General features: G+C 65.9%; 27 protein-coding genes and 2 pseudogenes. 8 read left to right on the forward strand and 21 right to left on the reverse strand.

All coding sequences use genetic code 11. The features are described from left to right. Nucleotides 1–87: 87 nt before the first annotated feature. From ACH49N_RS15040 to ACH49N_RS15085, 10 genes and pseudogenes are all read right to left on the reverse strand, one after another. Nucleotides 88–263 (reverse strand): annotated as a pseudogene (locus ACH49N_RS15040) (IS110 family transposase); the annotation flags it as partial. Nucleotides 264–289: 26 nt separating this feature from the next. Next, the gene (locus ACH49N_RS15045) at nucleotides 290–685 is read right to left on the reverse strand and encodes a DUF5313 family protein (protein WP_358273084.1); all 396 of its coding nucleotides are present in this window, start codon (nucleotides 683–685) and stop codon (nucleotides 290–292) included. After that, nucleotides 682–1152, reverse strand: coding sequence for a MarR family transcriptional regulator (locus ACH49N_RS15050; protein WP_358273082.1), 471 nt, complete (start codon nucleotides 1150–1152; stop codon nucleotides 682–684). The genes ACH49N_RS15045 and ACH49N_RS15050 overlap by 4 nt, the downstream gene beginning before the upstream one ends. A 111-nt stretch (nucleotides 1153–1263) precedes the next feature. Continuing rightward, a complete protein-coding gene (locus ACH49N_RS15055; protein WP_109335379.1) occupies nucleotides 1264–1689 on the reverse strand; it encodes a hypothetical protein in 426 nt (141 codons plus the stop codon). Nucleotides 1690–2048: 359 nt separating this feature from the next. Continuing rightward, a complete protein-coding gene (locus ACH49N_RS15060; RefSeq protein ID WP_358273080.1) occupies nucleotides 2049–3113 on the reverse strand; it encodes a methyltransferase in 1065 nt (354 codons plus the stop codon). A gap of 37 nt (nucleotides 3114–3150) precedes the next feature. Then, entirely contained in the window at nucleotides 3151–3963 is an 813-nt protein-coding gene (locus ACH49N_RS15065) for an ABC transporter ATP-binding protein (RefSeq protein ID WP_358273078.1), read from the reverse strand. Next, nucleotides 3960–4724, reverse strand: a complete 765-nt coding sequence (cbiQ, locus tag ACH49N_RS15070) for a cobalt ECF transporter T component CbiQ (RefSeq protein WP_358273076.1) — start codon at nucleotides 4722–4724, stop codon at nucleotides 3960–3962. The genes ACH49N_RS15065 and cbiQ overlap by 4 nt, the downstream gene beginning before the upstream one ends. Nucleotides 4725–4726: 2 nt before the next feature. Beyond that, nucleotides 4727–5080, reverse strand: coding sequence for a PDGLE domain-containing protein (locus tag ACH49N_RS15075; RefSeq protein WP_358273269.1), 354 nt, complete (start codon nucleotides 5078–5080; stop codon nucleotides 4727–4729). 2 nt (nucleotides 5081–5082) lie between these two features. Then, nucleotides 5083–5790, reverse strand: coding sequence for an energy-coupling factor ABC transporter permease (locus ACH49N_RS15080; RefSeq protein WP_317767585.1), 708 nt, complete (start codon nucleotides 5788–5790; stop codon nucleotides 5083–5085). A 113-nt stretch (nucleotides 5791–5903) separates the two neighbouring features. Then, nucleotides 5904–6830 carry a DNA-3-methyladenine glycosylase 2 family protein gene (locus ACH49N_RS15085; RefSeq protein ID WP_358273074.1) on the reverse strand — a complete coding sequence of 309 codons (927 nt, stop codon included), beginning with the start codon at nucleotides 6828–6830 and terminating at the stop codon, nucleotides 5904–5906. Between the two features lie 82 nt (nucleotides 6831–6912). Here ACH49N_RS15085 and ACH49N_RS15090 point away from each other — a divergent pair, with 82 nt between their 5' ends. Both ACH49N_RS15090 and ACH49N_RS15095 read left to right on the forward strand, forming a co-directional pair. Next, on the forward strand, nucleotides 6913–7431 hold the full coding sequence (locus ACH49N_RS15090; protein WP_358273073.1) for a ribonuclease H: 519 nt from the start codon (nucleotides 6913–6915) through the stop codon (nucleotides 7429–7431). 49 nt (nucleotides 7432–7480) lie between these two features. Continuing rightward, the gene (locus ACH49N_RS15095) at nucleotides 7481–8356 is read left to right on the forward strand and encodes an amidohydrolase family protein (RefSeq protein ID WP_358273071.1); all 876 of its coding nucleotides are present in this window, start codon (nucleotides 7481–7483) and stop codon (nucleotides 8354–8356) included. A 60-nt stretch (nucleotides 8357–8416) separates the two neighbouring features. Here ACH49N_RS15095 and ACH49N_RS15100 read toward each other — a convergent pair whose 3' ends face one another. Beyond that, nucleotides 8417–8842 (reverse strand): ArsI/CadI family heavy metal resistance metalloenzyme, encoded by a 426-nt coding sequence (locus ACH49N_RS15100; protein ID WP_358273070.1) that lies wholly within the window; start codon nucleotides 8840–8842, stop codon nucleotides 8417–8419. Nucleotides 8843–8934: 92 nt separating this feature from the next. Between ACH49N_RS15100 and ACH49N_RS15105 the strand changes: the two genes are divergently transcribed. Beyond that, on the forward strand, nucleotides 8935–9294 hold the full coding sequence (locus ACH49N_RS15105) for an Rv2640c family ArsR-like transcriptional regulator (RefSeq protein ID WP_109333523.1): 360 nt from the start codon (nucleotides 8935–8937) through the stop codon (nucleotides 9292–9294). 5 nt (nucleotides 9295–9299) lie between these two features. Here ACH49N_RS15105 and ACH49N_RS15110 read toward each other — a convergent pair whose 3' ends face one another. Next, nucleotides 9300–10187, reverse strand: coding sequence for a DUF4436 family protein (locus ACH49N_RS15110; protein ID WP_250769563.1), 888 nt, complete (start codon nucleotides 10185–10187; stop codon nucleotides 9300–9302). A gap of 136 nt (nucleotides 10188–10323) precedes the next feature. Here ACH49N_RS15110 and ACH49N_RS15115 point away from each other — a divergent pair. Continuing rightward, nucleotides 10324–11721: pseudogene (locus tag ACH49N_RS15115) on the forward strand (diguanylate cyclase domain-containing protein); the annotation flags it as partial. Here ACH49N_RS15115 and ACH49N_RS15120 read toward each other — a convergent pair. Beyond that, a complete protein-coding gene (locus tag ACH49N_RS15120) occupies nucleotides 11722–12051 on the reverse strand; it encodes a branched-chain amino acid transporter permease (RefSeq protein WP_159923918.1) in 330 nt (109 codons plus the stop codon). It abuts the pseudogene before it with no gap. Next, nucleotides 12044–12784 (reverse strand): AzlC family ABC transporter permease, encoded by a 741-nt coding sequence (locus ACH49N_RS15125; protein ID WP_358273068.1) that lies wholly within the window; start codon nucleotides 12782–12784, stop codon nucleotides 12044–12046. The genes ACH49N_RS15120 and ACH49N_RS15125 overlap by 8 nt, the downstream gene beginning before the upstream one ends. 80 nt (nucleotides 12785–12864) lie before the next feature. On the opposite strand from ACH49N_RS15125, the gene ACH49N_RS15130 reads away from it, so the two are divergent. Continuing rightward, nucleotides 12865–13305, forward strand: coding sequence for an Lrp/AsnC family transcriptional regulator (locus ACH49N_RS15130; RefSeq protein WP_109333515.1), 441 nt, complete (start codon nucleotides 12865–12867; stop codon nucleotides 13303–13305). Between the two features lie 64 nt (nucleotides 13306–13369). Then, nucleotides 13370–13831: a PPOX class F420-dependent oxidoreductase gene (locus ACH49N_RS15135; protein ID WP_159923922.1), complete on the forward strand. Its 462-nt coding sequence runs from the start codon at nucleotides 13370–13372 to the stop codon at nucleotides 13829–13831. Between the two features lie 11 nt (nucleotides 13832–13842). Here the strand turns inward: ACH49N_RS15135 and ACH49N_RS15140 are convergent, their stop codons facing one another. Genes ACH49N_RS15140 through ACH49N_RS15165 form a run of 6 tightly spaced genes read right to left on the reverse strand, consistent with a single transcriptional unit; the run spans nucleotide 13843 to nucleotide 20626 of the window. Further along, nucleotides 13843–14985 carry a CaiB/BaiF CoA-transferase family protein gene (locus tag ACH49N_RS15140; protein WP_358273066.1) on the reverse strand — a complete coding sequence of 381 codons (1143 nt, stop codon included), beginning with the start codon at nucleotides 14983–14985 and terminating at the stop codon, nucleotides 13843–13845. Further along, nucleotides 14982–17195 carry an acyl-CoA dehydrogenase gene (locus tag ACH49N_RS15145; RefSeq protein ID WP_358273065.1) on the reverse strand — a complete coding sequence of 738 codons (2214 nt, stop codon included), beginning with the start codon at nucleotides 17193–17195 and terminating at the stop codon, nucleotides 14982–14984. Before ACH49N_RS15145 ends, ACH49N_RS15140 begins: the two co-directional genes overlap by 4 nt. A gap of 12 nt (nucleotides 17196–17207) precedes the next feature. Further along, nucleotides 17208–18077 carry an SDR family oxidoreductase gene (locus tag ACH49N_RS15150; protein ID WP_358273063.1) on the reverse strand — a complete coding sequence of 290 codons (870 nt, stop codon included), beginning with the start codon at nucleotides 18075–18077 and terminating at the stop codon, nucleotides 17208–17210. 12 nt (nucleotides 18078–18089) lie between these two features. Further along, the gene (locus tag ACH49N_RS15155; RefSeq protein WP_358273062.1) at nucleotides 18090–18965 is read right to left on the reverse strand and encodes a MaoC/PaaZ C-terminal domain-containing protein; all 876 of its coding nucleotides are present in this window, start codon (nucleotides 18963–18965) and stop codon (nucleotides 18090–18092) included. 5 nt (nucleotides 18966–18970) lie between these two features. Next, entirely contained in the window at nucleotides 18971–19402 is a 432-nt protein-coding gene (locus tag ACH49N_RS15160) for an SRPBCC family protein (protein ID WP_109333505.1), read from the reverse strand. 39 nt (nucleotides 19403–19441) lie between these two features. Beyond that, nucleotides 19442–20626 carry a lipid-transfer protein gene (locus ACH49N_RS15165; RefSeq protein ID WP_358273060.1) on the reverse strand — a complete coding sequence of 395 codons (1185 nt, stop codon included), beginning with the start codon at nucleotides 20624–20626 and terminating at the stop codon, nucleotides 19442–19444. Between the two features lie 95 nt (nucleotides 20627–20721). On the opposite strand from ACH49N_RS15165, the gene ACH49N_RS15170 reads away from it, so the two are divergent. Continuing rightward, nucleotides 20722–21417, forward strand: a complete 696-nt coding sequence (locus ACH49N_RS15170) for a TetR/AcrR family transcriptional regulator (RefSeq protein WP_250769554.1) — start codon at nucleotides 20722–20724, stop codon at nucleotides 21415–21417. Between the two features lie 150 nt (nucleotides 21418–21567). After that, nucleotides 21568–23805 (forward strand): serine/threonine-protein kinase, encoded by a 2238-nt coding sequence (locus ACH49N_RS15175; protein ID WP_358273058.1) that lies wholly within the window; start codon nucleotides 21568–21570, stop codon nucleotides 23803–23805. 74 nt (nucleotides 23806–23879) lie between these two features. Here ACH49N_RS15175 and ACH49N_RS15180 read toward each other — a convergent pair whose 3' ends face one another. Then, nucleotides 23880–25181 carry a bifunctional o-acetylhomoserine/o-acetylserine sulfhydrylase gene (locus ACH49N_RS15180; RefSeq protein ID WP_358273056.1) on the reverse strand — a complete coding sequence of 434 codons (1302 nt, stop codon included), beginning with the start codon at nucleotides 25179–25181 and terminating at the stop codon, nucleotides 23880–23882. Nucleotides 25182–25205: the final 24 nt, after the last annotated feature.

Raw genomic sequence — 25205 nt, forward strand, 5'->3', positions numbered from 1 at the left:
GTGAGCCACCCGGAGCGGGAGGAATTGTCAGACGGTCGTACCAGTTCTCGCCGAGTGAGCGCTGGGGATGTCCCCCTTTGGTTTTCGTCAAGCTGCTGAGGGGGTTGGATCCCGGTAGAGTTCCTTGTTCTCGAGCGTGGCGTACAGGACGTCGCACGGGCGTCGGACGAGGCAGGTCAGGGCGGCGTTGTGTTTCTTTCTTCTCGTCCCGTTTTGTCGTCGTATGCGCGACTGGTGGGGTCGCCCAGGGCCGCGAAGGCGGCAGGAACACCTCGAACGGTCTCAGCTCTCACGCACGGGGGTGGGCTCGGTAGTACGCGGCCCGTTCGGCGTCGTGCCGGCGTCTGGCTTTCGGGTTTTCCAAGTCGGGCGGAAGTCCGTGCTTTTCGAGGCGGCGTGATCGGTTCTGCGCCATGTAGGCGACGCTGTAGAAGAGTGCGAGGAACACCCCGAGCAGCACCATGGAACCGCGTAACCACACCGGCCCGGGGAAGAGGAAGAAGGCCGCGAACACCGGAATGAACGGCACCATGCTGCGGACGAGGTGTCGCGGCACAGCCCAGTCACCGATCAGATCGTTCCGAACCCAGTCCTGCATCGAGTCGGGCAATCTGCGTCCGAACGCGTAGCCGAGCCATTGAAAGAGCGTCGGCCGGCTCCGGGCACCGTGGCTTCGATTGGTCACTTGTCCACTCCTCCGAGCGCGCCTGCCTTGACGGCCGCGGCGTTGATGCGGGTCAGCACGCTGTGCAGTTCCATCAGTTCGGAGAGTTCCACTCCGAGTGCTTCGACTACGGCGGGTGGCACTTTTTCGGCTTGTGCGCGCAACGCCCTCCCCGCGTCGGTCAATTCCACGACGAGCTGGCGTTCGTCGTCCGCGCTGCGGGTACGGGTGAGAAGCCCGGACGATTCGAGTCGCTTCAGCAGCGGCGACAGCGTGGGGGAATCGAGTTGCAGTGCGCTGCCGATCTCCTTGACCGACATGGGGGAGGTACCCCAGAGGGCCAGCATCACCAGGTACTGCGGATGGGTGAGCCCCAATGGTTCGAGGATCGGCCGATAGACGCCCAGGACTGCGCGATTGGCCACCGCCAGCGCGAAGCACACCTGCCTGTCGAGTGCGAGGGGGTCTTCGGCAACGTTCGTGGTCACCAGCTCAGGGTACCCGATAGTTCGTGCACTAACCAATCGTCCACTAACTAAAGGTGAGATGAAACACCGCAGCCCGGCCTGTGTAGGGCCGGGCTGCGGTTCGCTCTTCGCTCAGGGTGTGGCGAAGAACTGCTCCACCGCGGGCTGCGCGTTCGGATTTCCCACACCGACACCGATCACGGCTCCTGCAATCGTGCCGACGACGGCGCCGATGATGCATCCGGCGATGAAGTTGGGGAAGATCGAGACGCACCCGATTGCCATGCCCACATTGGAACCGATGGCCATGCCTTGCAGGCCCGCGTTGTTCCAACCGGTGTTGATCTCGCTGGTCATGTTGTCGAAGGCGGCCTGTTTGGCGTCATTTTCCGGAAAGAACTGTTCAGCCACCTGGCTACTGCCTTCGGCGGTCGGGGTCATCAAGGGCTGGCTCCAGTCGATTCCCTGCGTGCCGGGGTCGGCGTAGGCCGTGCCGGCGCCGACTGCCATCGCAGCGACGACGAAGATAGACAATGCCAGAGTTCTGAGAAGTTTCATGAGAATTCCCACCATGTCGTAGGTCGAACACGGACTCCACCTGAGTACCGAACATTGTTGTGAGTGGACCATATTCGCTGGAAGTACCGAACGGCTACATGCATATGTGGGTGCGCGGTGATGCTCCCCGGTGAGTCGCCTACTCCATAGCCCTCCCCAATTCATCTCTCGGCCTGGAGGGGCGAAGGGGGCAGGGCACGCGCGTCGTGGCTATGAGGAACGTGTCCAACCCTGTGCAATCCTGCAGTGTCATGGTGCTTCCCATGCCTAGTCGCTTGCTGAACATCTTCCCCCTTCGGGTATCCCACTTTTCGGCGTTTACGCAAAATTCGTTACATACGCCTCACCGGCACGAGGTGTCACACGGTCAGCCGGTAGAAACGCCAGAACCCGAAGTCTTCGATGGGAAGGATGTCCATCGAGCCGAAACCGGCAGCCTCGGCGTACTTTCGCAAGGTGCTCGGACGCATGACCGTTCCGGTGGCGGCACTCGGACTGGAACTCATTCCGTCCGGCAGGCACACGGTCAGGCTGAATCCGTACATCAACCGCTCGATGTCGCTTCCCGGCGCCGAGAACTCGTCGTCCACCGCCTCGTCCATGACGATCATGACCCCACCGGGTGCCAGAGCCTTGCGTACCGCCGTCAATACCTCGACAGGTGCAGGCATGTCGTGAATGCACTCGAAGGCGAATGCAGCGGTGTAGGCGCCCTCCGGAATGCCCGCTGCATCCGACTCGGTGATCGTGATCCGGTCGGCAACATCCCCTTGCTCGCGGACGTTGTGTTTCGCGAGTTCGACAGTGGCGCTGTCGATGTCGTAACCATCCAGCCGGGCATCGGGATAGGCGCGCGCCAGGGCAATCGTGGACCACGCGCCTCCACATCCGACATCGGCGATGGCGGCACCGGGGGTGCGCAGAAGTGCGTCGACCTCGGGTACCGACGCGAGCGCTCCCGGCAGAACCTGCTCGTACCACGGCCGATTCATATCTGCCTGCGATTCCCTCGCATCGACACCGTACTGTGCCCATCCCACACCGCCTCCCGTGCGATACGCCTCGATCAGCGCGGGCATCTGTGTGGTGGCGGCAACGAAAATCCGGGCCAGCGGCGCCAGGTAGGCCAGGCTTTTCTCATCGGTGAACACTTCGGCCGCACCGGGCTCCAACGTGTATCTTCGAGGACTGCCGCCGTCTGCGGTGAGCAGTCCTGTCACCGCCTGTTGTTCGAGCCACTCCTGTGCGTACCGCGGGTGGGTCGAGGTGCGTTCGGCCAGTTCGTCCGCTGTTGCGGGGCCCTGATCTGCGAGACTTCGATACCAACCGAGTCGATCTCCCAGATGGATGGAAAGAATGTCGATTGCGCCGAGGGAGGCGTCGAAGACACGTTGCGCCACTGCGTCGGCTCCGGGTGTGGGCATCGCTGACCTCCGGTGTGGGTGGTCCCCTCATGGTGACCTACCGCGGTAGCCGATGTCCCCGTTTCGGTTGCTCCCAGTGCACATTCGCGCCGGAGTCGGTCGAGCGTCCGGGAAGCTGGAAACCCCACGGCAACTCGAGGCGGTGGCGGGCGAGCAGTTCTGTCTCGGCGAGCAGGTCGAGGATCGGTCCGTCCGCCACCACCTGGCCTTCGTCGAGAATCACCGCGCGGGTGCACAACTGCGCAGCGTACGGAAGGTCATGGGTTACCAGCAGTTGGGTGGTGTCCACCGCGAGCAGGACTTCGGCCAGTTCACGCCGGGCAACCGGATCGAGATTGCTCGACGGCTCGTCCAGCACCAGTACGTCCGGAGCGCACGCGAGGACGGTGGCCAGGGCGACCCGGCGCCGTTGCCCCACCGACAGATGGACGGGATTGCGCTCGGCATGCGACGTCATGTCGACAGCGGCCAGCGCGGTGCGGACCCGGTCGCCGAGTGCCGCACCGGTGACACCGAAATTTGCCGGGCCGAAGGCGACGTCCTGCGCGACGGAGGGCATGAAGAGCTGATCGTCGGGGTCCTGGAAGACGATGCCGACCCGCCGCCGCACCTCGCGCAGCGTGTTCCGGTCGGTGTTGCGCGACACCGGTACGCCGCCGATGGTGACCCGACCGTCCGAGGCGGTCAGAATCCCGTTGAGGTGCAGCATCAGAGTGGTTTTGCCGGCACCGTTCGGGCCGAGAACCGCTACCCGTTCGCCCGGGCTCACAGTGAGGTCGATTCGGTCGAGTGCCTTCCTGCCGTCCGGGTAGGAGTACGACACACCGTCGAGGTGCACGGCGGCCGTCATCGGAGGGTCCAGGCCGCGAGGCAGATACCCACCGCGCAGACGGCAGGGACGAGGCCGGCCGACCACGCCGCGGCGGACGCCGGAGGAGCACCGACTGTGGGAACCGCGCCCGTGAACCCGCGCGACAGCATGGCCAGGTGGACGCGCTCGCCCCGCTCGTAGGAACGGACGAACAATCCGCCCACACCCTGCGCGGTGGCGCCGATCTGGCGAAGTGTTCGCGGATCGTCACCCCGGGACAAGCGTGCGGTGCGCATCCGGGCGACCTCCGAGGTGAGTAGGTCGAGGTACCGCAGCATGAGGACCACGATCGTGGTGAACATGGCGGGCACGTGCAGATGGGCAAGTCCCACCGGCAGATCGCGGGCGGGGGTGGTGGCGGCGAGCGTGAGTGACACCAGCACGCCGAGAGTGCCTTTCACCAGGATCCCCCACGCGGCGTGCAGTCCGGCCACCGACAGCGACAATCCGAGGACCGTCGTCTGCTCGCCGCCCTCCGCGAACGGCAGCAACAGGGCCAATGTAACGAAGGGCAGTTCGATCAACATGCGCGGGGCGAGCCAGGTCAGAGCGATTCCGGCGATGTGCCACACCACCACCAGGACTGCGAGGTACGCGGCGAAGGCCCAGAACGCCTCGCGGGGCGTGGCCACCACCGCGAACACCGTCACCACCGCGCACACGATCTTCACCTCGACGGGGAGTCGGTGAACTGCGGATGTGCCGTCGAGATAGAGCGGCTGCGCGTGACCGGAACTCATGATCAGGGTCCGGCTCGGTGACGCCGTCCGCGGGCGAGGAGCCGGAATGCGGCGGCCGCGACGACGAAGGTCGCGGCCGCACCGATGATTCCGGCCACGCCGGTGAAGCCGGATCGTCCGCTCACCGTGTAGTCGGCGAGCGGGGACGCCGACAAGTGGTGGTCCTCGGCGTTCTTCGCAATGCAGTCCCCGACCAGTGCCGCGCCGGTGTCGGTCTCGACGGTGTCGCATCCGCGTGTCGTGGCAGCGTCGAGGCCGTCCGGACTCGAGCTCGCCAGAGTGGACAGGACCCCGGCAATGAGCAGGACCGCGAGAGCGAACCCGAGAAGGAAGCGGCGAGGGGACCGCGTCGACACGCTCATGCGCCCACCGCCACGTCGCGCGGCGCGGTCCGGAGCAGATACACGAGGTCGGGTCGGGCCCTGGCCACCGCCGTGACTGTGAGGGCGGTGATAATTCCTTCGCCGATTCCGATCAAGATGTGGGCGCCGACAACGTAGGCCGCCACCGAGCCGAGCGCAGTGGCGCCGCCGGCAGCGGGCTGACCGCCGATGGCGTACTCGAGGACGAAGCCCATCGACGCCGCGACGGTTCCGCACAGCGCAGCGGTGAATGCGAGAGCGCCGAGCACGCGGAGACGAAGATCCTCGGGGCGCGCGAGTCGGCGCAGAACAAGCGCGACGACGTAGCCTACCGTCACCCCGACGATCGCCATGTTCGTGATGTTCGCACCCAAGGCTGTCAGCCCACCGTCCGCGAAGAGCAGGGCCTGCACGATCAGGACGATCGCGATGCACAGCGCACCCGTGTAGGGCCCCACGAGAATGGCCGCCAGTGCACCACCGAGGAGATGTCCGCTCACACCGGGAAGGACGGGGAAATTCACCATCTGCACCGCGAAGATGAAGGCGGCTACGAGACCGGCCATGGGGGCGGTGCGATCGTCGAGTTCGGAGCGGGCCCGCCACGCGGCGACCGCGAGTCCCGCCGCCGCGATAGCGAGGAACAGGACGGACGTCGGGGCATTGATCAGCCCGTCACTCATGTGCATGGCTACGGACTCCATGTCACCCTCCTCAGCCGGCAGCTGTCCCGTCTCTGCAGTCTAGTTTCTCGTGTGAACACTTGAACAGGTGTTCATGGGTCAGGCGACAGCGGTGTTCTGCCACCACCGAACTCTCAGTGCCAGCTGTGGTCCACGACGGGGGTTCGCGGTCCGAACTTGGGTTTGATTGCGTTGCCACTGACCAGCAGCAACCGCACGGCGCGATAACGATGCGGGCGAACCGGTTCCAGGTACGCCACCATCTCGGCGTCGTCGAGGGGCTTGCCGAGTAACGACCACCCGACCATCGACGCCAGGTGGTAGTCGCCGACGGACAGAGCGTCCGCATCGCCGAGCGCACGTTGCGACACCTCGGCCGCGGTCCAAATTCCGACCCCTGGGATGGACATCAAGCGGCGGGTCGCTTCCTCCGGGGACAGGTCGACGATCTTCTCCAGACGGTCCGCGACCTGGGCGCAACGCACGATGGTGCGGGCACGGCCGGGGTCCACGTTCGCGCGGTGGAACTCCCACGACGGGACTCGCCGCCACACGGGCGCGGTGGGAGGCACCCGCATTCCGTCGGGCGCCGGGCCGGGGGCGGGTGTGCCGAATTTCCACACCAGACGCCGCCACGACGCGAACGCGGCGATGCCATGGACCCGCTGCTCGAGGATGGCCGGGACCAGGGCTTCCAGCACCCGGTCGGTGCGCCCCAGACGCAGGTGCGGGAAGCGTCGGTGGGCCTCGGCGAGGATCGGGTGCTCCGGCGCGAAGTCTTCGCACTCGTCCTGCTCGCCGACGAGACGGTTCAGCCCATCCGCCAACTCTCGGGCACCCTCGCCCCAGGCCTGACAGTGGACGGTGTGCCGGTCGCTTTGCGTGAGGCGATAGGTGACCGGACCGGACGGTTGCACCGACGTCCGCCAGATGGAGCCGTCGACCGCACGCCGGTGACAGGGGTCGCCCTTACCGCGCTGAAGGGGGTGCAACGTCATCGCGACGTCCAGTGGACGCCGCGCGGTCACGGTGGTCTCGACCACCTCCAGCGAAGCCGTCATCGCAAGCAGCGTATCCGTCCTTCGGCGACATGTCGGCCACCGCTACCGGCGGTTGTCGGGGCGCGCACGTAAAGTCCCAGCCATGATCATCGTGAGTACCGACGGATCCTGTCTGCGTAACCCCGGTGGGGCGATCGGCTGGGCATGGGTCAATCACGAAGGTCCCAGCCGATCCGGTGGTGAACCCTCGGGAACCAACCAGATCGCCGAGCTGCGGGCGCTGCTCGAGGCGATCACCGCGCATCCCGGACCCGATCCGCTCCTGATCGAGTCGGATTCCCAGTACGCCATCAAGTGCGCATCGGAATGGCTGCCCGGTTGGAAGCGGAAGGGCTGGAAGACTGCGGCCGGTGCCCCGGTGAAGAATCTTCCGTTGGTCCAGGCCATCGACCAGGCCATCATCGAGCGTTCCGGACCCGTGCGGTTCCGTTGGGTACGCGGTCACGTCGGCAACCACTACAACGAGATGGCAGACGTACTCGCCGGTGAGGCGGCACGGGCCGTCGCATCCGGTGAGCCGGCAGCTGCGCCACCTCCGGCTCCCACTACACCCGTGGTCGCGGCCCCTGCGGCGGCCGAAAAAGCGTTCACCCTGTTCTGATCCTGTCGGTTCACCCGGTACCGGGAAAAGTCTGTATCGAGGAGAAGTCGTGACCGAGGATCTGCGCGTACGGGAGTTCTGGCGGGCGCTGGGGTTGCCCGGCATCGTCGACGTCCACACCCACTTCATGCCCGCCAACGTGATGGAGAAGGTCTGGCGGTACTTCGACGCGGTGGGTCCCCTCACCGGGCGAGCGTGGCCGATCCGCTACCGGCACGAGGAAGACGTGCGCGTCGAGCAACTTCGCGCGTTCGGTGTTCGGCGGTTCACGTCCATGATCTATCCGCACAAGCCGGAGATGGCCGCGTGGCTGAATCAGTGGGCAGCCGACTTTGCCCACCACACGCCCGACTGCCTCCGGACGGCGACGTTCTATCCGGAAGAATCCGCGGCCGCGTACGTGTCCGAGGCAATCGAGTCGGGCACCCGGGTGTTCAAATCCCACATTCAGGTCGGCGATTACTCACCGGGCGACCCGTTGCTCGACCCGGTGTGGGGAGCGTTGCAGGACGCGGGTGTGCCGGTGGTCATCCATTGCGGATCCGGTCCCGCGCCAGGCAAGTACACCGGCCCCGAGCCGATCGGCGAATTGCTGGCGCGGTACCCCCGACTGCGCCTGATCATCGCCCACATGGGCCTGCCCGAGTATCGGGAGTTCCTCGAGCTCGCGGGACGCTATTCCGGTGTGTACCTCGACACCACGATGGCGTTCACCGATTACACCGAGGAGGCGACCCCGTTTCCGCGTGACGCTGTACACCGGCTGTCCGATCTGCAGGAACGCATCCTGTTCGGAAGCGACTATCCCAACATCCCGTATGCGTACCTGGACGCACTCGAGGGTCTGACCCGGTTCGATCTCGGTGAGGACTGGCTTCGCTCGGTGTGTCACGACAACGCTGCGGCACTGTTCGCGCTCGACTGATCCGCCGGCGCGGAGTGGTGAGCTCGCGCCGGCGGATCGGAGACCCCTGAGTGTGAGGGATTACGACCCACAGCACGCGGTCGGGGCATCCTGCTCGGAGGTGGTCGCATTGCGGAACGTGTCGCTGTCTGCGAGCACCGTATACACCTCCCATTTTTCGCCGGCGGGCCCGGTGACCCACACCTTGTCCTGGCTGGCGAAGCAACAGGTGGTCCCGAGCACTTCCTCGGTGAACAACCCTTCCTCGGTCAGCCTGGCGATTTCCGAGTGCACGGCCTCACTCGATTCCACCTCGACGCCAAGGTGATTGATGGTGCCGCCCGCACCGGGGTTTTCGAACAACACGAGCTTGAGCGGGGGCTCGGCGATGGCGAAATTGGCGTAACCCTCCTTCAGTTTCGCGGGCGCTGTGCCGAAGAGCTTGGAGTAGAACGAGACGGCCTGACCGAGGTCGTCGACGTTGAGGGCGAGCTGTACGCGGGACATGAGATCCTCCACCTTTTCGATGTATATCGAATTACTTCCTCACTATGCGCCACCTTTTTGACGTATGTCAAGAAGGTGGGCACAATGGGTTCATGCCCAAGGCCTTGCCCCTGATCGATGCGACGTCACCACTCTGCTGCGCCCCCGTCGCGTCGGGGCCCATCTCGGACGATGGGGCGCTCGAGGTTGCGGTGCGGCTCAAGGCTCTTGCCGATCCGGTGCGCATCAAGCTGATGTCGATCCTGTTGTCCGCCAGCGAGGGTGAGGTCTGTACGTGCGACCTCGCCGACGGTGTCGGTGTATCCGAATCGACCGTCAGTCATCACCTGGGGCAACTGAAGAAGGCGGGCATGGTGGTCCCCACCCGGCGCGGAATGAACGTCTATTACCGTCCACAACGCGACGCGCTCGAGGCGCTGCGCTTCGTGCTGGATCCGAACTGCTGCTCGTAGCGCGGTCACGTTCCTTTCGCGGGCTCGCTGTCGCGCCACCAGCAAAAGACGAACAGGGCGAGTGACGCGACCAGCGTGGACACCACCCAGACGGTGAGCGCAATGTCGACCCACGACCCGATCGGCGGGCTGCCCGGCAGGATCCCGCGCAGGGGTACGACGGCGAACAGCATCGCGGCCATCCAACCGAGCATGTCGGTGTCGACTGCCCGCTTGCGCCGGAACGTCTGCAATGCGACGAAGGCGGCGAGAACGGCGAGGGTCGTCATCATCAGGAGGAGAATTCCGGCGTAGATGAGGTTTCCGCCTGTGCGCGCCAACCGCACGTCGACGCCGATGCCGTTCCGGGAGATGTCGGTGTCGACCGCAACCGGTTCGGCCTTCGCCTTCCATCCGTCGACCCGCCCGTCCAGGAGAACACCCGTGGGTACCAATTCGCGTTGGGCGCCGAGGCCCTCGTAGGCCTCGACCACCATCGGATTCACCTCGAACCGGTCGAAGGGCCACATGGCGGCGTTGCCGTTCGCGATGAACTCGGTGTCGAACGTGGTGGGCGCGGTGCCTTCGCGGAAAACGATCTGCTCGTGGCTGGTGCTGGGGACGAGTAGGAGAGTGATATCTCGGTTGAGGGTGTCGCCGTTGGCATGGAGGTAATCCTGACCGGCGGCGATCGTCACCTCTGCCTGCATCCGGTCGACCGTCGGCTGCAGCGACTTCGCGGTGACGAGCACCATGATCACGTCGTCGTCGATGGCGAACGGCGCGTCGTCCTCGATCGCGTTGCTGCTCAACCCGTAGACGGTGAGGGACGCGGCGTAGACGAGGGCGAGGAGAATCGCCGCCGCGACCCACTGGAGCCGGTGACGCAGGAGGAGTGGTGACTCGGCTGCCACCGTCGCAACATACCGCCGTTGGGGTGGGCGGGTTCGTCGATCGGTGGTCTCGATCGATGCGGAGGCAGGCTCGGTCGTCACGCGCGCCTACATCCGACATATCGTGGACGGCACCACTGGCTAGGGAGGAGCCGCAATGGAATCGCGACTGCAGAACTCACAGATGCTTCTCGCAGTCCTCGAGCAGGCCCCGACGCTGGTAGTCCTGTCGGAATTCGTCTCCGGCCGGATCGTCTTCCTCAATCCGGCGGGCGTCCGCCTCATGGGCTTCACCACCGCCGCCGATGCCTACTCGAGGACGACGGCGGAGTTCTTCACCGATGTCGGTCTGGTGCAGGCGCCCGAAGTGGAGTCGGCACTCGTGGAACGGGGGGAGTGGTCCGGGCTCACCGAGCTCCGCCACTTCGTGACCGGGGAGCCGATCCCCATGCTGATCTCGACGTTCGTGGTGGAATCGGACAACTCCGGTCCGGCGGTGATTGCCTCGATTGCGCACGATCGCCGCAGTGCGCAGATCGAAGAACGCCGGCTGCACAGCGCGCTCGGGGCGGCCGCGTACCGGGCCCGCGAGCAACAGGCGATCGCCGAGCTGAGCCAGCTCGCCGTCGACGGTGACCTCGACGAACTTCTCGACGCGGCGACCAGGGCAGCTACGGCGCTGATGGGTGTGCGCTGTACCTCCATTGCCCGGATCTCAGGTGGAGGGGAAGAACTGACCGTTCTCGCGTACCGAGGTCCGGCACCGGGACCGGCCAGCTTTGCGCCCGGTACGGGCTCACAGCCGGGATATGCCGCCGCGGCCGAATCGGTGGTGGTGTGCCGAGACAGAACCCAGGAGACCCGCTTCTCCACCACAGCGATGACCAGGCGTGCACTACAGAGCGGGGTGTGTGTACCGATCGGTGCCGACCCCGTGTGGGGAGTTCTCACCGCGCACAGTCACCGCCCCCGCGACTACACCGACCGGGATTTGTCCTTTCTCCGCTCGGTGACGGGTGTGCTGTCGGCGGCTATCCGCCGGATCGAGGCGGAAGCGCAACTGCTGCACCAGAGTTTGCACGACCCCCTGACGGGATTGCCGAACCTGACGCTGGCCCGCAGACGCATCGATTCGGCGCTCGACGCGGCACGTCGCGAGAGTACGGTCATGGCTCTGCTGCTCATCGACCTCGACGATTTCAAAATCCAGAACGACAGTCTCGGTCATGCCGGTGGTGACGACGTACTCGTCGTCCTCGCCGAGCATCTGCGCTCGGCAGTGCGTCCGGACGACACTGTCGCGCGGATCGGGGGTGACGAATTCGTCGTCGTGTGCGAGCACCTGGCGGATGCCGACGAGGCAATTGCCGTCGCCAAGGGCATCACCGACAGCCTCGCGATGCTGAACCAGGTTGCACACCTCCAATTGCCGATCAGTGGCAGCGTCGGAATCGCCCTCTCGGACCCGGATTGCACGCGGGAAGAGTTGGTTCGCCGCGCAGACTCGGCGATGTATCGGGCGAAGGCAGGAGGTGCCGGCGGATACGCCCTCTACTCAGCCGAACACCCAGTTCATCAGGATCACGTACAGTCCGGTCCCGACCACGATCGAGAGCACCGCATTCTTCCGCCACAGGTGCACCACAGCCGTTGTTGCCACGGCGAGCAGTTCGGGTAAGCCGTGCGCCGGGACGGTGATCGACACGTTCTTCAGCGAGTAGACCACCAGGATCGACATGATTCCGGCCGGCATGAACACGCCGAGATAGCCGACCAGCGCCGAGGAACGCAGCGGGTGGAGAACCGCGAACGGGACGGCGCGGAGGGCGAAGGTGACAATCGCCATGATGGCCACGGCGGCGAGTAGGTAACCCGACTCAGGCATCTGCGGCACCCTTCTGCCGAGTGAGGACGTATCGAAGGACGAGCAGACTCACGAATGCCCCCATTGCCAGCGGCAGCATGTGGTCGACGTCGATCAGTCGCGCGACCACAGCGCAGGTGACGCCCATCAGGGGAACTGCGAGGCCACGCTGCGCTCGGACTGCCTCGATGGACAGTACGACGAACAATGCGGTCAGCGCGAAGTCCATGCCGACGATATTGTCCGGGATCCATTGCGCGGCAATCGCACCGAGCCCGGCGCCGCCGATCCAGTAGGCGTGGAGGTACAGCTGTGTGTACACGATCATCCGCCCGGACACCGTCTTGCGGTCGCTGGTGACCGCCATGGCGTAGGCCTCGTCGGTGAGCGCGAACATGCTGTAGAGGCGTGCCGCCCGGCCCTTGATCGTGTCGAGCGGAAAGCTGAGCGCGTAGAAGACGTGCCGAAAGTTCACGAGCAGTGCCGTCAACGCGATGTAGGGCAGTGGCGTCATCGCGGTCACCAGTCCCACTGCGACGAATTCGAGAGAACCGGCATAGATCAGTGACGTGAAGACCAGTGCCCACCACGGGCTCAGCCCCTGCTGTACGACGAGGACCCCGAGGGCGATACCGAGGGGAAACAGTCCGACCCCGACGGGGAGTGAGGCTCGGAGAGCGCCGCGTACTTCCGAGGAAGGTAGAACCTCGGCGCCGGCGACGACGGCCGTCGAGTGGGGTGCTGATTCGGTCACTACGCAAAGGTATAGCGATCATCGAGGTGAGCGATTGCGAACAAATGCTTCTACAGTGGCTTGTGCGCAATAATTGATCAATGGACGCCATCGACCACGCAATTCTGGCGCATCTGCGCCGGGACTCCAGTCTGACCAACACCGAGCTGGCCGATCTCGTCGGCCTGACTCCATCGCCGTGTCTGCGGCGCGTGAAGAAGCTCGAGGCGGACGGAATCATCACCGGCTACCGCGCGGTCGTCAGTCAAGAAGCGCTCGATCGTGGCTTCCAGGTGATCGTCACGGCCGAAATCGGGGTGAACGACCAGGCCACCATCGAGCAGTTCGAATCGCGCGTGGCTGCGTTCGACGAGGTGATCGAATGTCGGCGCCTCTTCGGAATCCCCGACTACTTCATCCGCGTCGCCGTACGCGACCTTGCCACCTACGAGCGGTTCATGGTGACGAAACTCGGGGGACTCCCGGCGGTGTCGCGGGTCACCTCGCTGATCACGATGAAGACGATCAAGAGCGTCGACTGATAGTTCCCGTCACCGGGTCCGCCTAGGGTGAGGGCAACGACCCGTCGACAAGAGAAGGTGCACCATGGCCGTCGCTACCGCACAGCACGTGTCGCGTGAGGAGTTGCTCGACTTCGTCCGTCCCCGGCACCGGAGCGTGCTGATCACCCGCAAGAGGTCCGGGGGCCTGCAGATCTCCCCGGTCACGTCGGGACTCGACGCGGAGGGACGGATCGTCGTCTCCACCTACCCGCAGCGCGCCAAGGCCGCGAACGTGCGGCACGACCCCGCCGTGAGCGTGTGCGTGCTCTCCGACGAGTTCAACGGTGCCTACGTGCAGATCGACGGCACGGCCGAGGTACTGGACATGCCCGATGCACTCGAGCCTCTGGTCGAGTACTTCCGCGGAATCTCCGGCGAGCATCCCGACTGGAACGATTACCGCGACGCCATGCGGAAGCAGAACAAAAGTCTCATCCGGATCACCATCGACGAGTGGGGACCCATCGCGACCGGTGGGTTCCCACCGGACACCGATCGCGGATAGGTCCCCGTCACCTACTCGACGGCACCCGCCGAGCGCAGGCGCTCGATGCCCGCCGCGTCGTAGCCGGCCTGCGCGAGGATCGCATCGGTGTCCTGCCCGGGCCGCGGGGCCGGCCGGGGAACGGGCGCCGGGGTGCGGCTGAAGCGCGGTGCCGGTGCGGGCTGGCGGATGCCACCCACCTCGACGAACGTCTCCCGTTCCTTGTTGTGGGGGTGCTCGTGCGCTTCCCACGGCGAGAGGACGGGCGACACGCACGCGTCGGAATCGGCGAACAGTGCCGCCCATTCGTCCCGCGGACGGGTCGCGAACACCTCGGCGAGGCGCTTCTTCAGTTCCGGCGCCGCATCGAGGTCGTACTGCAACGGCAGATCCTCGCCGCTCAACCCCAGCACGTCGAGGAGTTCACCGTAGAAGTGCGGTTCGACGCACCCGACCGCCACGTGCAGACCGTCGGCACACTCGTAGGTGTCGTAGAACGCGGCGGCCCCGTCGAGGACGTTCCGCCCGCGGCCCTCCTGCCACAGCCCGGCGGCGTTCATGCCGTGGACGAACGCCGTCAGCAGCGCCGCCCCGTCGACCACCGACGCGTCCACCACCTGTCCGCGGCCCGACCGGGAACGCTCGTGCAGCGCGGCCAGGATCCCCATCGTCAACATCAGGCCGCCACCGCCGAAGTCGCCCAACAGGTTCAGCGGCGGCACCGGCCGCTCGCCGGCGCGCCCGATGGGTTCGAGCGCGCCCGCGAGCGCGATGTAGTTGATGTCGTGCCCGGCCCGCGCCGCGAGGGGGCCGTCCTGACCCCAGCCGGTCATGCGCCCGTAGATCAGGCCGGGGTTGCGGGACAGACAGTCGTCGGGGCCGATGCCCAGCCGTTCCGCGACGCCGGGACGGAAACCCTCGACGAGGATGTCGGCTGACTCGACAAGTGCCAGAACGGCTTCCAGCCCCTCCGCAGTGCGCAGGTTCACGGCGATCGATCGTCGCCCGCGGTCGAGTACACCCGAGGGTGCCATCAGCCCGCTGCCGCCGTCACCGGCCCGTTCGACGCGGATCACGTCCGCGCCCAGGTCGGCGAGGATCATGCAGCCGAACGGGGCGGGCGCGAGGCTCGCGATCTCGACGACGGTCAGCCCACTCAGCGGCCCGCCGGTCACGACACCCCCTGCGCGTCGCGGGGCAGTCCGAGCATGCGTTCCCCGATCACGTTGAGCTGCACCTCGGTCGTGCCACCGTAGATGGTGGTGGCCCGGCCGGCGATCAACTGCTCCATCGCCTTGTCGCTCGGCTCACCCGGAATGCTCACGGCACCGGCCGGTCCCAGTTCAGCGACGACGAACTCGGCGATCGCCTGCCCGAGGCCCATGCCGAGTAACTTGCCGACACTCGACGTGGTGCTCACGTCCGCCCCCGACAACTGCTTCAGCACAATCCGGGAGCCGATCAGATCGATGGCCTGGCTTTCGGCGACCAGTTCGCCGACGCGGTACCGCGCCAACGGTCCGAGGTTGCGCCCGCGGGCGAATTCGAGCAGGTCCTTGTCGGTGGCGTAGGCCTCCATCTTCTGGCTGAGTGCCACCCGCTCGCCCGCGAGGGTCGTACGGGCCACGTTCCAGCCGTCGTTCACGTTCCCGACCACGTGTTCGTCCGGGATGAACACGTCGTCGAGGAACACCTCGTTGAACAGCGCCGACCCGGTCATCTCGCGCAGCGGCCGGACGGTAACCCCCGGTGTCGACATGTCCAGGACGAAGTAGGTGATGCCCTCGTGTTTCGGCTTCGACGGGTCGGTGCGGGCGATCAGCATGGCCCAGTCGGAGAACTGTGCCACGGTGGTCCAGATCTTCTGGCCGGTCACCTTCCAGCCGCCGTCGACCTTCTCCGCCTTCGTGGTCAGCGACGCGAGGTCGGAGCCGGCCCCCGGTTCGCTGAACAGCTGACACCACACCACATCTCCGCGCAGGGTGGGGACAGCGAGATCCTGCTTCTGCGACTCGGTGCCGTGGGCGACGACGGCCTGCACCGCCCAGCCGCCCATCAGCAGCTGCGGCATCGGAATTCCGGCCGCCTTGATCTCCTGGGCGATCACGATCTGCTCGAGCGGAGACGCGCTGCGGCCGTACGGCTTCGGCAGGTGCGGCTGCACCCAGCCGCCGTCGCCGAGGGCAATCAACTGGTCGTCCTCGTCGAGGTCGACGAGCGGGGCGAGTTCCGCCCGTACCTGCGTCCGAATCGCCTCGGCCTCGTCCGGCAGTTCCAGTTCGGAAGAGCGGGCGGTGCCGGCGAGCGACTGTTCGGCGACGCGGGTAGCCCGCTCCTCGCGGGTACCGAGGAGCCCCCGGATGGCCAGCGCCCGCCGGTAATACAGGTGCGCGTCATATTCCCAGGTGAATCCGATGCCACCGTGGACCTGGATACAGTCCTGCGCGCACTGCACCGCGGCATCGGGAACGATGACGGCGGCGATGTCCGCGGCGAAATCAGCGGTGTCGTCGCCGTTGTCGAGGGCGGACGCGGCATCCCACAACACGGCGCGGGCCTTCTCCAGGGCGATCCCCATGTGGGCGCACTTGTGCTTGACACCCTGGAACTGTCCGATGGGACGCCCGAATTGCACTCGGGTCTTCGCGTATTCGGCCGCAGTGGAGACACACCACGACATCACGCCGATCGCTTCGGCGCCCAGCACGACCGCGGCAATCGATCGGACGCGTCGTTCACTCAGTCCGTCGAGAATCCGATCGGCGCCGACGTGGACGCCGTCTGCCGTGATTCTTGCCGAGCCCCGCAGTACGTCGATGCTGTCCTGCGCGGTGACGGTGACGTCTGCCGACTCGACGACGGCCCAGCGCACGTCGTTGCCGACGGTGATCGGCAGGAGCAGGATGTCGGCGTGCTCGCCGCCGAGAACGGCGTCTGCGCTTCCGACGATCCGGTAACCGCCATCGTGCGCCTGCGCGTGGAGCGCGGTGCCCAAGGCGACCGCGGCGGTGCGTGATCCATCGAGAAGGGCAGGAATCAGCTCGATTCCGACCTTGGAATCCGCGGCTGCGACGAGGGCGGCGGACAGTGCGGTCGGAACGAATGGGCCGGGGGCCACCGTGCGGCTGAGCGCCTCCAGCGCGACGGCCAGGGTGAGCAGCCCGGCGCCGTGGCCGCCCTTGTCCTCGGGGATGTGTAGGCCCAGCAGGTCCTGGCCGACGAGTGCGTCCCAGAACGGCGGGAACTTGTCCTCACCTTTCGACTCGACCGCGGCACGCACCTGCTCGGACGTGATGGCGCGTTCGGCGAAGGCCCGAACGGAATCGGCGAGGGCACGATGTTCCTCGGTGAGCCCGAGGCCCAGTTCATACGTATTCTTGGCCATGTCCGAAACCCTTCAGCCGAGCCGGTCGGCGAGGTCGGCGACGGTCCACGGGCCGTCGCTCTCGATGGTCTTCACGTCGTGCCAGCCGGCCAGTTCGGAGATGGCTCCGCCCTGCACCGCGAACACTTTGCCCGTGATCTTGCAGTCCGCATCCGCGAGCCGGGCGACGAGCGGGGAGATGTTGGCCGGACTGAATGCGTCGAACTCACCTTCCGGCACCTCTTCGGCGAATAATGCGCCCATACCGGGAGTGGCCAGCGTCAGCCGGGTGCGGGCGATCGGCGCGATCGCGTTGACCCGGACGCCGTACCGTTCGAGCTCGTCGGCTGCGACGAGCGTCAGCGCGGCGATACCCGCCTTCGCGGCGCCGTAGTTGCCCTGCCCGGCGTTGGGCATGAACGTGCCGGACGCGGACGCGGTGTTGATCACGGAAGCGTTCACCGTCTCGCCCGCCTTGGTCTGCGCTTTCCAGTACGCCGCTGCATGATGCAGCGTCGCGGCATGTCCCTTGAGGTGCACGGCTATGACGGCGTCCCATTGGCTTTCGGACATTCCCGCGATGAAGGCGTCGCGCAGGATGCCCGCGTTGTTCACCAGGACGTCGAGCCGACCGAACTCCCCGACCGCCTGATTGACGAGCGCTTCGGCGCCGTCCCAGGACGCCACGTTGTCGGTGTTCGCCACGGCTTTACCGCCGCCGGAGACGATCTCGTCGACCACCTGCTGAGCCGGGCCCGCGTCCTCGCCGGTGCCGTCGTTCGCGCCACCGAGGTCGTTGACGACCACGGCGGCCCCCTCCCGGGCGAAAAGCAGTGCGTGCTCCCGCCCGATCCCGCGCCCGGCGCCGGTGACGATGGCTACCCGTCCGTCGAGTGTTCCCATGCGTACGTACTCCTAAGACTCGGTGTCCGCGATGACGGCGAGGCCGTCCTTGATGACGAGTTCGTCGCCGACGGTCGTCTCGTAGGCGTACGACGTTGTCCCGCCCGTGGAATCGGCGACCCGCCGGAACTGCGTGGTGATGTCCTGGCCGGGCAGGACTGGCTTGGCGAACCGCACCGCGAGCCTGCGGAGGCGTTCGACCCGGCCGTCGGCAAGTTCGGTGAGCGCCGCCCACGAGGTGAACGCCATGGTGCACAGACCGTGGTTGATGATTCCGGGGAGCCCGGACATCCGCGCGATCTCGTCGTCCAGGTGGATCGGCATCGGATCACCGGAGGCAGGCGAGTACCGGAACGTTTGGTCGTCCTCGATGTGCTGGGTGATCGACGCTACCGGCGCCTGCCCGCGAAGGGATTCGTCGAACCGGTGTGCAGGTGCCTGCGCGCCGAGCCCTGCTCCCGCGTCGACCTTCCGGAAGAATGCGGTCATCCACTGCTCGTTGACGAGTTCGCCGTGCTCTGTGCGGGTTTCGACGTACACGACGACGGTGGAACCGTTCGTCCGCCCCTCGAATCCGATCGGCTTCGCGCGGACCACCAGGTTGTCGCCGGGGCGGATCGGACGGTGGAAGGAGAAATCCTGTTCCCCGTGCACGAGCTTCATGAGCAGTTCGACCGGGGCGACGGATAATGCGGCCGGCGCCATCGAGGTGAACGCCGGCACCACGGCGAACACCGGTGGCGCGACCTCTCCGGCGAGGTGGCGTTCGATGGGATCGTTGGTGGCCGCGGCGTACTCGGCGATGCGCTCGGCAGTAACCTCGAACCGCTCCGGATCCGTCCACTCGCCGAGACCACTCGTGTCGAATTCGACTGTGGAGGTGGTCATATGGATCAGCCCACCATGTCGGCGAACCCGGCCAGGGACGCCTCCAGATCCGCCTTGGCGTTCTTGGCGACGGCCTTCCCGATGGGGCCGACGATCATCGTGCCGGTGAAGCTTGCGTCGATGATCGCCTTGGATCCGGCGCCGTCCGGCTCGACCTTCAGCGTGAATTCGACGGTGACACCCGCCATGCCGGTGCCGGAGATTTTGACCATTTCGGGCACCTGCACCTCGGTGACGGTCCACTCGATCTTGTTGGCCATGCCCATCACGGAGACCACCTCGGTGAACTTCGATCCGAGAGCCACCTCGGCGGGGACCTCGCTCTTCCACGACTGGTGGATCGTGAGCCACTCTTCCCAGCGGGACAGGTTGGACAGCTCGTCCCACACCTTGTCGGGGGAGGCGGGAAGCGCAGCAGAGACGGAAACGGAAGCCATGAGTTACTCCTAGGTGTGTTCGAGGTGGGTAGGAAAGATTCAGAGAGCGCGGTACGCGGTGACGACTACTGCGCCCCCGAGGCCGATGTTGTGCTGGAGGGCGACGCTCGCGCCGTCGACCTGCCGTGCGTCTGCGGTTCCCCTGAGCTGCCAGGTGAGTTCGCTGCATTGGGCGAGTCCGGTGGCCCCCAGCGGGTGTCCCTTGGAAATCAGACCGCCGGACGGGTTGACCACCCAGCGTCCGCCATACGTGGTGTCGTCGTTGTCGACGAGTTTGCCGCCCTCGCCCTCGGCGCAGAGACCGAGCGCCTCGTAGGTGAGCAATTCGTTGGTGGAGAAGCAGTCGTGCAGTTCGATGACGTCGAGGTCTTCGGGACCGATCCCGGCCTGTTCGTAGACGCGAGCGGCGGCCGTGCGGGTCATGTCTGCACCGACCAGGCTGATCACACTCCCGTCCTCGAACGTGCTGGGGAGATCGGTCACCATCGATTGCCCGACGATCTCGACTGCCTGACCGGCGAGGTCGTGCTTCTCGACGAAGTCCTCACTGGCCACGATCACGGCGCCGGAGCCGTCGGACGTCGGGGAGCACTGCAACTTGGTGAGGGGACCGTAGATCTGCTTGGAATCGAGGATCTGGTCGAGTGTGTACTCGTCCTGGAACTGGGCGTAGGGGTTGTTCTGTGAGTGGCGGTGGTTCTTGACGCCGATTCTGGCGAACTGTTCCGCGGTGGTGCCGTATCGCTCCATGTGCTCCTTACCGGCTGCACCGAACATGTACGGCGCGGGCGGCATCGCGAACTCCTGCAGTTCCGCGAGCGCGAGGAGGTGGCGCATCATCGGCTGTTCGCGATCGTCGTACGTGGACCCGAGCGAACCGGCCTGCATCTTCTCGAAGCCGAGTGCCAGTGCGCAGTCGACCTGGCCGCTCCGGACCGCCGACGTGGCGAGGAACAGGGCGGTCGACCCCGTCGAACAGTTGTTGTTGACGTTGATGATCGGGATGCCGGTGAGGCCGAGTTCGTAGACGGCGCGCTGCCCCGACGTCGACTCGCCGTACACATACCCCACGTACGCCTGCTCGACGAGCGAATAGTCGATTCCGGCATCGGCCAGCGCCTTGCCGCCGGCCTCCCGCGCCATGTCCGGATAGTCCCATTCGCGTGCGCCGGGCTTCTCGAACTTTGTCATCCCGACTCCGACCACGAACACCCTGTTACCCATTGCGGCTCCTGAGAAATGTGTGTGTGACACGCTGTCCACCAAAAGTATGTGAGACGTGCTGTCCAGTCAACTACGTGGTGAGTAACGTATGGCGGATGCCGGACAAAGTCGACACCGCCACCTCGCCCACCGGGGACGGTCGCGCCACCCGCTGGGAGGATCACAAGGCGGAACGCCGAAGCCGGATTCTCGATGCCGCGATGGAGGCCATCAACGAGGACGGCCCCGACGTCGGGGTGCAGCAGATCGCGCAACGCGCCGACGTCCCACGATCGGTGGTCTACCGCATCTTCACCGACCGGGGCGACCTCGACGAGCAGCTCCGCGGACGCATCATCGAACGTCTGATGGCAGACCTCGCGCCGACGCTGACCCCGGAGGGGACGGTAGGTGAAGCCATCGCGCGGGCCGTGGAGACGTACCTGGCGTGGATCGTCGAATTCCCCCGTCTGCACCAATTCCTCGGCACCGGGTCGCCGAGCAGGCGCACTACCGGTTCGCGTGTCGTGACCGGGACGAAGACTGCCATCGCACTCCAGCTCGCCGGCCTGCTGGCGGCCGTGCTGGAGAAGGTGGCAGACAACGCAGATCTTGCGGAGCCGCTGGCCTTCGGATTGGTGGGACTGGTCGACGCGAGCGTCAACCGATGGCTGAGCAATCCGCAGTCGACACTGGGCAGTGACGCGGTGGCGCAGTTCCTCGAGGTCTCGATCTGGCAGGTGCTGCAGGGAAATTTGCAGGGCATCGGCGTCCACATCGACCTCACCACCCCCGTATCCGAACTGCAGTAGCGCGGGGGATCGTCGGGCTACGATGGTCTGCATGTGCCCCGGGCGAGGTTCACGGAACGACCGCTAGCGTCCGAGAAGCTTGTGACGCGCTTGGTCCGACCGACACCGGAAGCGACGGTGTCCAGCGGCCCGCCGCCACAGTCGACGGCGGTGGGAGACATCGTCGGGCGATTCGCGGCAGCGTGGGAGTCGTCCGGCTCCGCTCCGGACCTCACCGATTACCTGCCCGCCGATCCGGCGCTGCGCAGGGTGTCGCTGATCGAGTTGATCAAGGTCGACCTGGAAAAGCGGTGGCTCCGCGGCGACCACCCGAAGCGGCTGGCCGAGTACCGCGACGAGCTTCCCGAGCTCGGCAGGTGGCCGTTACCGCCAGACTTGATCTACGAGGAATTCCATCTACGCCGGCGGAGCGGTCAGCCGGTCGACGCCTCAGAATACACGCGGACGTTCCCGGCGCAGGCCGACGAACTCGAAAAATTGCTGAGCACCGGCGAGTACCACAGCACCTCGATTCACCACCTCGAACACACCTCCGCGGCGCCGCCCCCGAGGAGTAGGGAACTCGGCGATCTCGACGTCGGGCAGCGGGTCGACGACTTCGACTTGATGACGGTCCTGGGGCGAGGAGCGTTTGCCCGGGTCTTCCTCGCCCGTCAGCGGTCGATGCAACGACTGGTCGCGGTGAAGATTTCCGAAGACCACGGAACCGAGCCGCAAACCCTCGCCCAGTTCGATCACGACTACATCGTCCGGGTCTTCGATCAGCGCCTCCTCGCCGATCGAATGCTGCGATTGCTGTACATGCAGTATGTGCCGGGTGGCACGCTGCTCGGGGTGGTCGCGCGAGTGCGCGAGACGGCGCCCGGCATGCGTACCGGACTTCTGCTGCTGGAGGCAGTCGATCGGGAGTTGGTCAGCAAGGGCGAGATACGGCCCAGTGAATCCCGGGTACGTGAGGAAGTCGCAGCCCTGTCGTGGCCGGAGACCGTGGCGTGGCTGGGCCGCCGATTGGCCGAGGCCCTCGACTACGCCGGCACACACGGTGTTCTACACCGCGACATCAAACCCGCCAACGTGCTGCTGACGGCAGAGGGCGTCCCCAAGCTGGCCGATTTCAACATCAGCTTCAGCGAGACCCTTCCCGGGACCAGCCCGGTCGCGTACTTCGGTGGTTCACTCGCGTACATGTCGCCGGAGCAGCTCGAGGCGATCCACCCGGATCGGCCGGGGACCGCGGCAGACCTCGACACCCGAAGCGATTTGTACTCGCTTGCCGTCGTGCTGTGGGAACTGCTCACCGGAAGAAAACCTTTCGACGACACACCGTCCGGTGACACCGACGCGGAACCGGCAACGCACCCGCCCGGAGATCGCACCACCCTCGACGCGATGCTCGAACGACGCCGCGGCCGTCACGAACCCGCGATCACGGACCTGCCGGCCGACTGCCCGAGCGCGCTGCGGCGAGTGCTGCTGAAGTCGCTCGAGCCCGAGCCGGCGGATCGGTTCTCCACCGGCGCCGAAATGTCGCAACAGTTCGACGTGTGTCTCGATGCCCACGCCCGCGATCTCGTCGATCCGCCACCGGGAAGTTGGCGGTTGCGGATGCGACGGTGGACGCACCCGATCATGTTCCTCGCCATCGCCGTACCGAATCTCCTGGCAATTCTGTACAGCTATCAACACAACACCACGCTGATCATCAGCAAGCTACCGCCCACCGCGCAGAACAGTTTCGAGCGCATCACGCGAATCGACTACGCCACGGCCTTTGTGATCGGGGTGGTGGGCACCGTCTCGATGACGCTGTATCTGACCACGGTGGCCGGTGGGCTACGGAAGGGAAAGGCGTACGACGGCGGCCACCTCGCCCGCGCCCGCAAAGACACCCTGCTGCTCGGACAGCGATGCGCCCTACTGTGTCTCGGACTGTGGGCGGTGACCGGCATCATCGTCCCGGCCACGCTGCAGATCAGTGGAAGTGAGGTGCCGTGGAACACGGTCGTCCACTTCACGGCGGCGCAACTGGTCTGCGGCGCCATCGCCGTCGTCTATCCGTTCTTCTTCGTCAACTTCTATGCCGTCCGCTGCCTGTACCCGGTCTTCCTGCCGCACGGGGAGATCAGTACTGCCGACGCCCGCATGCTGCACCGGCTGGGTCGGCGCAGCATGTTCTTCTTGGCCGCGGCCGCCGCGGTGCCGTTGCTCGGTGTCGCGGGTGCAACGTTCATTCCCCCGGAAGACCTACCGCACGTGGTGGTCGCGCTACGTGTGCTGTGCGTCGGAAGTGTCTTCGCGTTCGTCGCGGCGTACTGGCTGTTCCGCCTGCTGACAGAAGACTTACACGCACTTTCCCGCGTCGTGTCGGGCGTACCTCGGCACGAGTGAGCGTCCGTACGAGCGCGGATGATCCGACGCGAGAGGGTGCGGGCCGAGCACCCCGCACCCTCTCGTCTTCCGAATCAGACGCTCGCTGCGGCAAACCCGGCGTCGAGGTCGGCGAGGATGTCGTCGATCCCTTCGATGCCCACGGCCAGGCGGACCAGCCCGGGTGTGACCCCGGCGGCGAGCTGTTCCTCCGGAGTCAACTGCGAATGGGTGGTGGACGCGGGATGGATCACCAGGGAGCGCACGTCACCGATGTTGGCGACATGGCTGTGCAGGGTCAGCGCATTGACGAATTTCTTACCGGCGTCGACGCCCCCGGCGAGTTCGAACGTCACGATGGCGCCGGCTCCCTTGGGGGTCAGCTGCTGTGCGCGCTCGTGCCAGGGTGAAGACGCGAGACCGGCGTAGGCCACCGTCGTCACCTCGCTGCGGGCTTCGAGGTATTCGGCGACCTTCTGGGCGTTGGCCACATGCCGTTCGAGACGCAGGCTCAGCGTTTCGATGCCCTGAGCGATGAGGAACGCGTTGAACGGGGCCACCGCGGAACCGAGGTCGCGCAGCAACTGCACGCGCGCCTTCAGTGCAAATGCGGGAGCACCCAGATCGGCGAAGACGACCCCGTGGTAGCTCGGGTCGGGGGTGGTGAAGTTCGGGTGCCTGCCCTGGGTCCAGTCGAAGGTGCCGCCGTCGACGATCACACCGGCGATCGCCGTGCCGTGCCCGCCGAGGTACTTGGTGGCCGAATGCACCACGATGTCGGCTCCGTGCTTCAACGGCTGGAGCAGGTACGGTGTGGCCACCGTGTTGTCGACGATCAGCGGAAGGCCGTTGTCGTGCGCGATCTTCGAGATCCCGGGCAGATCGAGGATGTGATTCTTGGGGTTGGCGATGGTCTCGCCGTAGAACGCCCTGGTGTTCGGTCGGACGGCCGACGCCCACTGCTCGAGCTCGTCGGGATCCTCGACGAACGACACCTCGATGCCCAGCTTGGGCAACGTGTAGTGGAAGAGGTTGTAGGTGCCGCCGTAGAGGTATGGGCTGGAGACGATGTGGTCGCCGGCCTCGGCGAGGTTGAGGATCGCGAAGGTCTCCGCCGCCTGTCCGGAGGACAGCAACAGGGCCGCGACGCCCCCTTCGAGTGCAGCGATGCGCTGCTCGACGGCGTCCTGGGTGGGGTTCATGATGCGGGTGTAGATGTTGCCCGGCTCGGCCAGACCGAACAGTGCGGCAGCATGATCGGTGTTGTCGAAGGTGTACGAGGTGGTCTGGTAGATCGGCAGTGCCCGCGCCTTCGTGGTGGCGTCGGATGTCTGCCCGGCGTGGATCTGCTTCGTCTCGAACGACCAGTTGATGCTGGGGTCGATGCTCTCGGTCACGAGTGATGTACTCCGAATTCGGTG

Origin of the sequence: Rhodococcus sp. NPDC019647 (genome assembly GCF_044389235.1) — a bacterium.
GTDB lineage: Bacteria > Actinomycetota > Actinomycetes > Mycobacteriales > Mycobacteriaceae > Rhodococcus_F > Rhodococcus_F oxybenzonivorans.